Origin of the sequence: Tissierella sp. (assembly GCF_052089545.1) — a bacterium.
In the GTDB taxonomy this organism is placed as follows: domain Bacteria; phylum Bacillota; class Clostridia; order Tissierellales; family Tissierellaceae; genus Tissierella_A.
In genome coordinates this window covers 1-12046 of sequence record NZ_JBQDAA010000059.1, presented here as the reverse complement: position 1 = coordinate 12046, position 12046 = coordinate 1, and the positions used below count along the sequence as shown (strand labels likewise).

13 protein-coding genes and 1 riboswitch are annotated in these 12046 nt (G+C 29.1%); of the genes, 11 read left to right on the top strand and 2 right to left on the bottom strand.

Going from position 1 to position 12046, the window contains the following annotated elements; translation table 11 throughout:
* On the bottom strand, positions 1-341 hold a 341-nt coding region (locus ACTHW2_RS06090), incomplete at its 3' end, for an SDR family NAD(P)-dependent oxidoreductase (RefSeq protein ID WP_442263080.1).
* A 172-nt stretch (positions 342-513) separates the two neighbouring features.
* On the opposite strand from ACTHW2_RS06090, the gene ACTHW2_RS06085 reads away from it, so the two are divergent.
* The 9 genes from ACTHW2_RS06085 to ACTHW2_RS06045 all read left to right on the top strand — a co-directional run bounded on the left by ACTHW2_RS06085 (position 514) and on the right by ACTHW2_RS06045 (position 10191).
* Complete coding sequence (locus ACTHW2_RS06085; protein WP_442263079.1) at positions 514-2349, top strand: hypothetical protein; 1836 nt, start codon at positions 514-516, stop codon at positions 2347-2349.
* Between the two features lie 181 nt (positions 2350-2530).
* A riboswitch (cobalamin riboswitch) is annotated at positions 2531-2711 on the top strand.
* Positions 2712-2818: 107 nt separating this feature from the next.
* On the top strand, positions 2819-3499 hold the full coding sequence (locus tag ACTHW2_RS06080) for an energy-coupling factor transporter transmembrane component T family protein (protein ID WP_442263078.1): 681 nt from the start codon (positions 2819-2821) through the stop codon (positions 3497-3499).
* Positions 3500-3510: 11 nt separating this feature from the next.
* Positions 3511-4320: an energy-coupling factor ABC transporter ATP-binding protein gene (locus tag ACTHW2_RS06075; protein WP_442263077.1), complete on the top strand. Its 810-nt coding sequence runs from the start codon at positions 3511-3513 to the stop codon at positions 4318-4320.
* A 2-nt stretch (positions 4321-4322) separates the two neighbouring features.
* Positions 4323-4904 (top strand): hypothetical protein, encoded by a 582-nt coding sequence (locus tag ACTHW2_RS06070; protein ID WP_442263076.1) that lies wholly within the window; start codon positions 4323-4325, stop codon positions 4902-4904.
* 28 nt (positions 4905-4932) lie between these two features.
* Positions 4933-5532: a CbiM family transporter gene (locus tag ACTHW2_RS06065; RefSeq protein ID WP_442263075.1), complete on the top strand. Its 600-nt coding sequence runs from the start codon at positions 4933-4935 to the stop codon at positions 5530-5532.
* A gap of 11 nt (positions 5533-5543) precedes the next feature.
* The gene (locus ACTHW2_RS06060) at positions 5544-5939 is read left to right on the top strand and encodes a hypothetical protein (RefSeq protein WP_442263074.1); all 396 of its coding nucleotides are present in this window, start codon (positions 5544-5546) and stop codon (positions 5937-5939) included.
* A 282-nt stretch (positions 5940-6221) separates the two neighbouring features.
* Positions 6222-6704, top strand: a complete 483-nt coding sequence (locus ACTHW2_RS06055) for a flavodoxin family protein (protein WP_442263073.1) — start codon at positions 6222-6224, stop codon at positions 6702-6704.
* A 35-nt stretch (positions 6705-6739) separates the two neighbouring features.
* Positions 6740-8977, top strand: a complete 2238-nt coding sequence (locus ACTHW2_RS06050) for an AAA family ATPase (protein WP_442263072.1) — start codon at positions 6740-6742, stop codon at positions 8975-8977.
* A 2-nt stretch (positions 8978-8979) separates the two neighbouring features.
* A complete protein-coding gene (locus ACTHW2_RS06045) occupies positions 8980-10191 on the top strand; it encodes a hypothetical protein (protein WP_442263071.1) in 1212 nt (403 codons plus the stop codon).
* Positions 10192-10397: 206 nt separating this feature from the next.
* Here ACTHW2_RS06045 and ACTHW2_RS06040 read toward each other — a convergent pair whose 3' ends face one another.
* Complete coding sequence (locus tag ACTHW2_RS06040) at positions 10398-10844, bottom strand: hypothetical protein (protein WP_442263070.1); 447 nt, start codon at positions 10842-10844, stop codon at positions 10398-10400.
* Positions 10845-10943: 99 nt separating this feature from the next.
* Here ACTHW2_RS06040 and ACTHW2_RS06035 point away from each other — a divergent pair, with 99 nt between their 5' ends.
* Positions 10944-11606, top strand: a complete 663-nt coding sequence (locus ACTHW2_RS06035; RefSeq protein ID WP_442263069.1) for an HAD family hydrolase — start codon at positions 10944-10946, stop codon at positions 11604-11606.
* Positions 11607-11623: 17 nt separating this feature from the next.
* Entirely contained in the window at positions 11624-11923 is a 300-nt protein-coding gene (locus ACTHW2_RS06030; protein WP_442263068.1) for a hypothetical protein, read from the top strand.
* The last annotated feature ends 123 nt before the right edge of the window (positions 11924-12046 follow it).

Here is a 12046-nt window from a genome sequence, read left to right as displayed (position 1 = left end):
ATATCAAGTACCTTGTCCCAATCTTCAACTTCCATATCTTTTATACTTTTTTCAGGATATACTCCTGCATTTAATATAAGGATATCAATTGAACCAAGCTTGTCATTTGCGTATTTAAACAAGTCTGTAGTTTTATCAAATTTTAAAACATCTGCCTGGAAGAACTCAGCATTTAAATTTTCAGATTTTAAATCATCTTCTGCTTTTTTACCGTCATCTTTATTTCTTCCAGTAAAAATAACATTTGCACCTTCACCTGCAAAGACTTTTGTTATTCCAAGTCCTATTCCCTTGCTACCACCTGTAATAACTACATTTTTATCTTTCATTGAAAAAGCCATAATATCCCTCCCAATATAAACTATACCCTGGAAGTTAAAAATAAAGCAAAGTTAATATGAAAATGTAATTCTTATATATTATAAGATCACCAATTTATTTAAAATACTTCTAAGATTAAGTTTTCTGGGTATAAATGTAAAAATAGAAGTTATATGAAGGAGGTATAGAATCATGGAAAATTTACGTTCTACAATAAAGAAAATTTTCAAAGATGCTTTTAAATCATTTAAAAGGTTTCCAGCATCTATTTTAAGTGCACTTATAATAAGCGTTATAGCAGTTGTTAGGATATCAATGGAATGGGAAACTTCAAAGACATATAACCTTTTATTTGATAGTCTTCAGTTATCTTTCATTCTAGGAGCTGTTTTTACAATGGCTACTGTAGCTTATATTGAAGTAAAAAACAAAAAGGGAAATCAAAGCTTTATATTAGCAAATATATGTGGAATAGCTTTATCAATTGTAAGCTTTTTATTCTTATATTTTTATGGTGGTAAAACATCAGGGGCAGGGAACGTTAATTTATCTCTTATTGCAGGAGCAAGAATTAGCGTAGCTATATATATAACTATAGTTTGTTATATATATATAACTTCAAAAGCAAAGTCGATAAATAGTTTTAGTGATGCTTTTTTTATTAGTCATAGGGCCTTCATAATCTCCTTTATATATGGATTAGTAACAATGATAGGGATTTCAGGAGTATTAGGAGCCTTTCAAGCCTTAGTTTATAGAAACATGGATTATAGGATATACCAGTATCTAGGTGTTATAGTTGGATTTTTAACATATACTATATTTTTAGGATACTTTCCAAGTTTTATAGCAGGAGAGGATGAAGATAAGATTAAGGAAGTAAAAGAGCAACCTAGGTTTATATATGTATTATTAGAATATATTCTTATACCTATTATGATTTCTTTAACTGTAGTTCTTTTAATATGGTCCATGAGAGTTCTTTCCAAAGGTATAGATGTATCCTTTAATCAACTATCTTCTATAGCCTCTACTTATGTAATTATAGGAATATGGCTTCATATAATGGTATCTAGCCATCAAACTAAACTAGCTAAATTTTATAAAACAGTTTATCCTTTTGCAGGGATTTTAATTTTAATATTTGAAGCTTTTGCATTATTTGTTCAGATAAATAAATTTGGTTTTAAAACTGCAGAATATTCATTTTTAATGATTTGGATCTTTGCTCTTATATCAATACTCTTATTAATTTTCTTAAAGAACAAGTCATATAGGAAAATTGCACTTGCAGCAATTGTTATTTCAATAATATGGGTGTTACCAATAGTTGGATATAGAGATATTACCTTTAACTCTCAGGTAAATAGATTAGAAGAAATATTAACCAATCAAGGGATGTTAGTAGATGATGCTATTGTAAGCTCAGAAAAAGAAGTTGAATATGAAAAAAGAGGACAAATTACTGAGGCAGTAAACTTTATTGCAAATTCTGAAAAAGAAAACTTTCCTAAATGGTTCCAAAAAGATTTAAGAAATAGCTATGTATTTAAAGATACTTTTGGATTTGATAAAACCTATGTAAGAGATAGGGAGGCAACAGAGTATAGTTCAGCTAACTTTAGAATAAAGACAGAAGCTATAGATATAAGTGATTATTCCTTAAGCTTAAATATGACTGGTAATGAAGAGAGGGATATGATCTATACTTTTAAAGATGGAAATGATATATATAAGATTAATTTAAATAATCCTCCAAATGCGACTCCTAAAGTAGAAGTAAAGCTTAATGACTATATAATCATGGAAAAAGATATGCGCCAATATCTAAACGATTTACTAGATAAATATCCTATAGAGGAAAATAGAGAGTTTGAAGTGCCTTTTGAAGATATGCATTTTATCCTAGAAAGACAAGATGTTTCAATACTTTTTGTATTTAACGATATTGATATTTATTTTGATGATGTAAGAAATACAAAGGATTATTTTGTAAACCTCTATGGAATATATGTAAAATATAAATAAGAAAAATTGATTTTATAGTAGACGTTGACAATAAATAGTTTTATTTAATCTACAATCATATACCCATTTACATGAATATAAAAGTAGAGAATGTGTTGGGAAATTTATGAAGGAATAGCTTAGAAAAAAACAAAGCTTAAAATAAGAAGAAAGAGCTTGCAATCTTTAAATATATAGAGTATTATAGCTATAAAGAACTAAATATGAAAATTAAATATGAAAAGGAAGTTGAGTGAAAATCTCACACGGTCTCGCCGCTGTAATAGCTTAGGAGAATTACGTATACCACTGGATGATTTCTGGGAAGGTGTAATTTATCTGTTGAAGCTTAAGTCAGAATATTTTACTTTGAAATATCTACGAGTCATAGATATTTAATGTCAATTTGGAATGTATCTATTTTTAATGTCCAAATGTACTTTGCTTTAAACTCTGACTCTTTGTCAGAGTTTTTTTATTGGGAGGAATTATGGAAAATAAAATTAAGCAACATCCAGAATATACCTTGCTTTATCTCTTCAGTTTTTTATTTTTAGTATCTCTCATTGACTCATGTGAAGTATTGGGATTGATTGGTGTCGGAAGTATTGTTTACTACTTACTTATACTTAAGGATCTTAAATTTTATCAATTGATTTACCCAGTACTACCTTTTATTATACTGCTACTGATTCCAAGCTTTATAAACTTTCTAATCGATGGAAGTTTTGAAGTTACAGAATTTTATATAAAGATTATATATAAAGTTGTCCTATCTTCTTTGATGCTGGGGACTGTTTTAAAAAAACACACCAGTCTTTACATGGTAGAGGGAGTATTGAACATAGGTCTACCATCAGTGTTAAATAGAATACTGGCTCTTACCTTTAGGTATTTTTATATGATTTTTGAAGATGTAATGGTAGGTAGAAAAGCCCTTTACTCTAGGGGTATTAAAAATAGGGGACCCATAGACTCTTTAAAGATATGGGGTGAATGGATAGGTGGTTTCTTTTTAAAGAGTGCTAGCCACTCTGAAAAAGTGTACGATGCTATGAGGGCAAGAGGATTTACAGGTGAAAGTCGAGGCTCATTTTTTCAAAGGAAAGATCTTTGTTTTAGGCTAGTTATAATTGTAGTAGTTTTAATTACCGTTGGATATTTATTTTAGGAGGGTTTATTTTGGCAATTGAAATTAAGAATTTAACATATAGTTACCCTAATTCCGATAAAGGTTTGGACAATATATGTTTACATATTAAGAAAAACCGTAAAACTGCTATTCTAGGGAAAAATGGTAGTGGGAAGTCTACCTTACTTTATCATCTGAATGGAATGAATTTACCTAAGATAGGATCTGTTAAAGTGTTTGACTTACAAGTCAATAAAAAAAACCTGAAACAGCTTCAAAAAAATGTAGGTTATATTTTTGACTATCCTGATTATCAGCTTTTTTCTACCAGCGTATATAAAGATATAGAATTTGGATTGGATAACTATGGCTATAGTTCAGCTGAAAAAATAAGGATAATTGAAGATATATCTAAGAAATTAGATATTGAAGATCTTATGGACCGGCCACCCTTTCATTTAAGTCTAGGGCAGAAAAAGAAAATAGCCCTAGCTGGAATCCTAGTTTTAGAGCCAGAACTTTTATTATGTGATGAGCCCTTTTCGGGTCTAGACACATCCAGCCTAAAATTTTTTAAAAATCTTTTGGACCAGTGGAAAGCCCAAGGTAAAACCATAGTATTTTCAACCCATGATGTAGACCTAACCTATGAATGGGCAGATGATGTAATAATACTTAGAGAGGGAAGAGTTATAAATCAGGGAACAGTAGAAGAGGTATTTTTAGATGAAAAGATATATGAAAAAACAGACCTAGAAAAACCTTATCTTTATAGGCTATTCAAAGATCATAGTGTATTACCAAGAAGTATTGATGAAGCTGTAGAAATTCAAAAAAATATGAAAATTGTGGAGGAATGAAAATGAAGAAAAAATTACTAATGGTATTATTGGCACTAAGTTTAGGCTTGACAGTGGTGGCTTGTAGCAGCCAAGAAGATGAAAAGACGGATGATGATACAGCTATAGAAGAAACTGACAAGGATTCTGAAGTTGATGAAACTGTAGAACCTGAAGATGAAGAAATTGGGGAAACTGAAGAGGAAGAAGATCATGAACATGGAGCATATGAATGGATCGGAGAATTTGAACTTAAAAAAGGACAATACCTACTACACTTTGGACCAAGTCCAGATGAAACATTAGATATAGGATTTGTAAAGTTAGGTGACAATGTAGAAGATCTTGAACATCATGCAGGTCATTTAATGGTAATTGAAGACAAAGAGCTTGTAAAACAAGAAAGCAAATTTGAAGCCAAAGCAGATTATGTTTATACACTAGAAATGGATCCAGAGCACGGACATATTGACTTTGAGATTACAGAAGATGGAAGATACGCTCTTGTAACAGAACACTACCCATCTGAAAGTCAAATGCAAGTATTTAATAGTGAAGATATAGAAATCATGCCAGATAAGGAACATGAAGGAGCTGCTGAATAAATTAATTTTATAAAAAGGAGAGGTTTTTGTGCATCTTGCAGATGGTGTATTAAGTACTCCGGTTATTATAGCTACCTATGCTCTAACAGCAGGGGCTATATATGACGGAGTAAAAGGTATAGAGGACGAGGAAGTACCTAAGGTAGCCCTAATGTCAGGAACATTTTTTGCAATCTCATTATTGTCTATACCCATTGGACCATCTTCCGTTCATCCCCTATTAGTGGGACTAATTGGAATAATACTTGGAAGAAGATCAGCCTTGGCTTTTTTTCCAGCCTTATTATTGCAGGCTATCTTATTTCGGCACGGAGGATTAACGGCCCTAGGGGCCAATACAATAATGTTAACAATTCCTGCATATATTTGTAATTTCGCCTATAGGAAATTAGATTTTAAAAATATTTTTCTTAAATCGTCCCTTATAGGAGCGTTATCAGTTTTTATGACAGTTGTCATTTTAGTTGGTATATTGTTTACGACCAGCTCTGATTTTGCAGCAGGAGATTTTTCAGTTATCAATGTATTAATAATTTCCTATTTACCTTTACTTGTAGTTGAAGGCCTCTTAACAGGAGCTGCAGTTCAATTTTTAGATAAGGTAAAGATGGATTGGATATCAAATTGAAGGAGGTAAAGATGAAAAAAAGAGTTATTTCTTTATTGGTGTTAACAATTTTACTTATGACATCTATTACAGTTTTTGCCCATGGATTATTTTTAACACTAGAGGAACCAGGGGTTTTAAAGGCTGAATATGATGGAGGAGGATTTTCTCCTAGAATGGAAGTTATAGTTTTTGATAAGGATGATAATGAACTATCAAAAGGAAAAGTGGACGATGAAGGTTTCTTTAAATTTGATAAGGACCTAGATGTTCAATATGCAACTGTAGATGATAGTATGGGACATAAGGCTAGATGGGAAAAAGGAGAAAGTGAAACAACTGAGATCCCAAAAGTTCCTGTAGTTATAGGCGTTTTTGCAGTTATTGGTGGGATGTTTTTTATTAACTCAAAAAAAAGTAAAAAATAATATTATATAAAACAAGTGGCTTGGACTGTTTAAAACAGAAAAGCCACTTGTTTTATATAGATTTTTAAAATTATGATCATATAGTGTGTTGGTTAAACTTAAGCTAGGTAGAAAAGTACCTAAGAATTATAGTATAATGAATAAGTATAGAATATTTAAATACATAGATAAAGTAGGTTTATTAAAAGACAAGCTAGTAAATAAGACATAAATTTTATTATCAAGTTACAGTGGTAGAAAGTTTAAAAAAATTGGAAGAATAAAATAGAGGAGGATGCTTATATGTCTAAATCAATAATACTATTTTATTCATTTGAAGGAAGTACTAAAAAAGTTGCTGAATATCTATCGGAAGAACTTAATATACCCTGGGAACAGGTTAAGCCTAAAAAAGATCTAAAATCAAAAGGCTTTAGTAAATATCCTATAGGTGGAGGGCAAGTCATTATGAAAAAGAAGCCTGAGCTTGAACCTATTCAAGTAGATTTAAATGAATATGATACTATATTTTTAGGTAGTCCTATTTGGGCAGGAACATTTGCTCCAGCTATTAGGACTGTTTTAGAAGATGGGATACTAAAAGATAAAAATATAGCATTTTTTTATACTCATGATGGAGGACCTGGTAAATGTAAAATTAAGATAAGACATGCTGTAAGTATAAATAATACGCTTATATCATCTTATGGACTTGCTGGTGTTAAGCAAGGTTTAGAGCCTTTGAAGAATGGATTGCTAGAGTGGACTAAGACTATAAAGGTGTGATTAAGAACCTTGATTATAAATTAGGGAGGTATATTATGCAAAAAGAATCATTTGAAAGATGGTTAAAAAATATAAAAGCTTATAGTAAAGATACTGTCACTACAATAAGTAGAAATTGTAAATTAATAGAAGATACATATGGAGATTTAGATGAACTATATAAAAAAGATAGACTAAAAAGCATTAAAGAAGAATTGAATACAGACAACCATAGAATACCTATAGATGGAAATCGTGATAATGGTACAGCTACCTATAAATCAGCTTTAAAATTATACTTAGAATTTAAAGAAAATGATTTATTAGAAAAAATAATGAGTATGGATGATATAGATCCTGACAAACATGATGGATCATATGAGCTTATAAGAGAAACAGTAGAGTCTTTATCTAAATCAAATATAAATGATTTGGGTGTTAAAGATTTAAATATGCTTTATTCAATGGCAGTAGGAACATGGAGAATGGACCTAGATGTTAAATTTAAGAGGATAGAAGATAGTAATTTAATCGACAAGGAAAAGATTAGAATGAAATCAGTATTAGAAAAGATTCAGGAGAATGCTGAAAATCGTCAATATGAAAATAGAGAAAAAGATGAAGATTCTATTGGAATGTTTGGAACAGGATTTTGGACATTTAAAAAGAATACTAGTAGTGAAGAAGCTAGAAAGTTTATATCTTTAATGATAGAAATAAAGGACTTAAAGGATGAAGATAAGATATTTAATATTTTAGAAGATGGATTTAAAAATGGAATAAGTGGTATTCAAACGGGATCAGCATCTATGATTTTACACTGTTTAAAACCCAATATATTTCCAATATTAAATGGAATGGTTGCAAAGTCCATTGTGGTGCTAGAGGGTATGGGAATTGTTTTAAATAAGGCAACTTTGCTTACTCACTATATAGAAAACACTAAAAAACTTAAAAAATTTAGAGATACATATTGCAAGTTTAAAAACTATAGGACACTTGATAAAGCACTTCAAAATATGGATGCAGGAAAAACAGGTACTAGGACAATAAGTAGTAAAAGATTAGATGCGGTTATAGATGCATTTAACTTAATTGGTAAAAAAGGAAAGATAAAAGATATATTTGACTATGTAAAAGCTGATCCTAGATTTGAATATGAAAAATTTTCAAGTAAATCTAGCGCTGAAGGAACTATAAGATTAATAATACAAGAACATTCATCAGATACACAAATTTATAAAGAAGATAATGAAGATTTATTTTATAGTGTAGATGGAATAGGAAAAGGGATGTGGGCCTTAAGAAGTTTTGAGCCCAAAGTTCAACTATCTATAGATTTTTCTAAAGCTCTAGACTTTGAAAACCTTCACTTTACAAATCCAGAAGTTTTAAAAAATCAAATATCAATAGCTCTTAAAAGTGGTAAAAGTATCATCCTTATAGGACCACCTGGTACAGGAAAGTCTAAAATTGCAAAAGTTATAAGTAAAAGTTATGGGGCAGATTCAAAGATGGTTACTGCAATGTCTGACTGGTCATCATATGACACAATAGGTGGATATAAACCAACTGCAGAGGGAGACTTATATTTTGAAGAGGGGATATTTTTATCTTCTTTCAAATCTAAAGAAGGTAAAAATATTAATAGTTGGCTCATCATAGATGAAATAAATAGGGCAGATATAGATAAGGCATTTGGACCGTTTTTCTCAGCTTTATCTGGAGATGATGTAGAGCTTGGACTTAGAGATAGTAAGGGAGAAAATATAGAAATTACACTAGAAGAGAACCTAGAAGATGTTGGGGAAGATTTAGAATCAAGGGATAATCAATATATAATTCCCAAAGATTGGCGAATTATAGGAACTATGAATACCTTTGATAAAACATCACTTTATGAGATGAGCTATGCCTTTATGAGACGTTTTGCCTTTATTCCAGTAGCTATACCTAAAGATATAGATGGAAGTTTAGTAGAAAAGTTTTTTAAGTTGTGGAATATAAACTTGGATTTTAATGGATGTGAAAACATATCTGATTTATGGGAAGTTATAAATAAGTATAGAAAAATAGGACCTGCTATCGTAGAAGATATTGGAAACTTTATAGTCAATGGTGGAGACTACACTTCAGCTATATCAATCTATATTCTTCCTCAATTAGAGGGACTATTTACTGAAGATATAATTTTATTTATAGAAGGCTTAAAGGAGCTAAAATTTATAGAAGATGAGACAAGGCTTATAGAATCTATAGAGGACTTCTTCAATATAAGTTTAGCGGGTAAGTAGATATGACTATTTATAATAGGGTTAAGATAAGTAAAGATGAGATGATAGACGGAATAAAAGAGGAATTAATAATCTATTTTAAAAAAGGAATTATCAATCCTAAAAGTTTTTTTACTATAGATGAGTTTTCCTTTGATAATATATTTGATATTTTAAAAATTCATTTTATACTCTCAAAAGAGGTTCAAGACTACACTTTAACTTTAGAAAGAACTATTAGGGATATAAAAAACTCTACTAAACTCCATAAGAAACTTTTCAATGGTGAGGTAAGAGGAAATATTGATTGGAATAAAACTATAGAACATAGATTTAATACTATGCATAAAGATAAGACTAAGTTTGTATGTGATAACATAGATAAGCTATATGATATAAAAGAAAACTTAGTCTTAAAAAAAGCAATAAGTATAATCTATAATATAATTCATTTTGAAATAGATATGAAAAGATTTAAGGATAAATCTTGGTACGCAAATGGAGAAAAGATGGCAAATATAATATCAAACATATATAAGAAAAATATTTATATAAAGAGAATAGATATTTCTAAGGTAGAGATAACTGATAAAATGATATTTGATGTATTAAATAGTAGGAATAAGATCTACAGAGATTCTGCAAGGATATTAAAATTATATAGAGATATTATGAAATTAGATAAAAAAGAGATAGGGAAACTATTTTCTGAAACATTTATAGAGTTAGCAGATGAAAATACTGTATTTGAACTATATTCTATATTTAAATATATTCGATTTAAATTTCCTTCGAAAAATCTGAAATATAATATATTAGACGGAGAAGAAGACTTTCTTGCAAAAGTAGAAGATGATAAATACCTATATGAAATTTATCATGACAGTGTAGGTGGAAATGATATAAAGTTTAATATAGGTAGAAAAGATATAGAAAATAGTTCAAACACTTATCTAAAAAGAAGAATTAAAATATTAGATAGGAAAAACAAAATTTGTAAAGAACTAGGCGAGAGAAAAGATTCAAATATTGTATGGGCTGGCAGACCTGACCTTCTTATAATTAAAAGAGACAAGATAAAGAAAAACATAGTAAAGATAAGTATAGGTGAAATAAAATATACAAATAACATACAATATATGTATAAAGGATTAGAAGAATTATTAGAATATATTTATCTGATAAGGGATAAATATGATAGATATATTGAATATATAAATATATTGAATATATAAATATAGAAGGTTTACTTTTTGTAGATGATATAAAGATAAATAAAAATACGTTTAGAAATATAAGGATAATAAATAGAAATTTCAAATTTCAAATATTAAATGTAAATAAAAATATAAAATAAATCTGTATTTAATTATAAAAATGAAGGCTTAACGATAAGTGTAGATGAACTTAACATAAGCCTTTATTTTTATTAGAAATTAAACTAACATGGTAGGTCGTAACATTTAATTAGATCCATTATTTCCATAGCAATTTCCATTAATTCTTCAGTTTCTACTATCAATGCTTGAAATGTTGGATTACATGATAAATTAGGATTTGACTTTAACTTATTTAAATAATTAAGTGCTAAATTGATATTTTTAGACGCTGGCATAACAAGCTTTGTCTTCCAATAGCAAAGGCTCTTAACACAGTAGCATTTAGTTAGAACTAAAGCTTCCATATAACCCATACATCTAAAGTGATAGTATCTTCCCATATCAAAATAGTATAGATATTGAGTAAAGTTAGAATTTTTACTAAATAAATCTTCAGTGAGTAAAAAGTCATTTAATACCGTAATTTGATTTATAGAATCACTAAAGTCTGTTAACAGTTCAAGCATATCTATCGATATTTTATTATAGCATGGTGAATTATGATTCATAATAACAACTCCTTTCTTAATACTAGCATATGCAGGGTTGTCCCATGTTGTGATATAATTTAAATAATATAATAAAAGATAGACGAAAGGATAGATATTATGAAAGCTGCAGTATTTGACTTTGATGGTACACTTGTAGACAGTATGGGGTTTTGGAGCAATCTAGCAAGAAATTATTTATATTCTATAGGGATAGTAGCTTTAAATGATTTAGAAAAATCTCTAGAAAAATTGACAGTTAGTGAAGGCATTTTATATATGAAAGAAAAATATAAGATAGGAAAAACTAAAGAAGAAATACAAAAGGAAATGGACGAACTACTATTTAAATATTATAGGGAAGAAGTAAAATTAAAACCAGATGTAGTAGAATTGTTAAATAAATTAAAAGGTAAAGGAATTACAATAGCAATAGCTAGCGTTATACATGAAAAACTTATAGAGAGTGTTTTAAAAAGATATAATATAGAAAACTATTTTGAATTTATTCAAACTTGTGAAAACACTGGTTTAAGCAAGGGCGATAGAAAGTTTTTTGATCTCTTGCCTAAAAGGCTAAACTTAAATCCAGATGAAATATATATGTTTGAAGATACCCTATATCCAATGGTTTCTGCTAAAAAGGCAGGTTTAAAAGTTGTTGGTGTAGAAGATGATAGTGGGTTAAAAAATAAAGGAGAAATAGTAAACTTATCAGATCTTTATATTGAAGATTTCAATAAGTTTTTAGATTTGATAGATAAAGGAACTATAAAGATTTAAAGAAATAGGAGGGTTTCATGTTATATAAAAATCCTTTATATAGGAAAAAACGCAATACATATCCACTCCAAGTTTCTTGTGGGCATTGTAAAACTTCTATAGCTATATATGCAAAAGGTGGAAAAGGTAATTTAATAAAAATGCAGCTTCCAAGAATTATAGAATCTCAAATAGATTTAAAAAGAAATAAAGGTCACCTAAGGTGTACAAACTGTAGACGTGAACTTGCACGAAAAGGAGCTTACAATGAAAACATAACTTACTGGATTATAAGGGGTAAAGTTAACACTAAGAGGTTAGATAACTATAGAATATAAGATAAGTTATAAATATATAGTATTTTGAAAGTGAGATAGATATATTTTGACTTAAATAGTTTTGTAAATAAATTAGATAGTTGCAGAATGTGATTTTTAAAAATATCTGTGTTATCCACAAGA

Bases quoted from the DNA above. Each gene is read 5' to 3' on its own strand.
- ACTHW2_RS06060 (WP_442263074.1), top strand. From the start codon at position 5,544: ATGAAAAAAAGAGTTATTTCTTTATTGGTGTTAACAATTTTACTTATG.
- ACTHW2_RS06085 (WP_442263079.1), top strand. From the start codon at position 514: ATGGAAAATTTACGTTCTACAATAAAGAAAATTTTCAAAGATGCTTTT.
- ACTHW2_RS06055 (WP_442263073.1), top strand. From the start codon at position 6,222: ATGTCTAAATCAATAATACTATTTTATTCATTTGAAGGAAGTACTAAA.
- ACTHW2_RS06080 (WP_442263078.1), top strand. From the start codon at position 2,819: ATGGAAAATAAAATTAAGCAACATCCAGAATATACCTTGCTTTATCTC.
- ACTHW2_RS06030 (WP_442263068.1), top strand. From the start codon at position 11,624: ATGTTATATAAAAATCCTTTATATAGGAAAAAACGCAATACATATCCA.
- ACTHW2_RS06035 (WP_442263069.1), top strand. From the start codon at position 10,944: ATGAAAGCTGCAGTATTTGACTTTGATGGTACACTTGTAGACAGTATG.
- ACTHW2_RS06070 (WP_442263076.1), top strand. From the start codon at position 4,323: ATGAAGAAAAAATTACTAATGGTATTATTGGCACTAAGTTTAGGCTTG.
- ACTHW2_RS06040 (WP_442263070.1), bottom strand. From the start codon at position 10,844: ATGAATCATAATTCACCATGCTATAATAAAATATCGATAGATATGCTT.
- ACTHW2_RS06045 (WP_442263071.1), top strand. From the start codon at position 8,980: ATGACTATTTATAATAGGGTTAAGATAAGTAAAGATGAGATGATAGAC.
- ACTHW2_RS06050 (WP_442263072.1), top strand. From the start codon at position 6,740: ATGCAAAAAGAATCATTTGAAAGATGGTTAAAAAATATAAAAGCTTAT.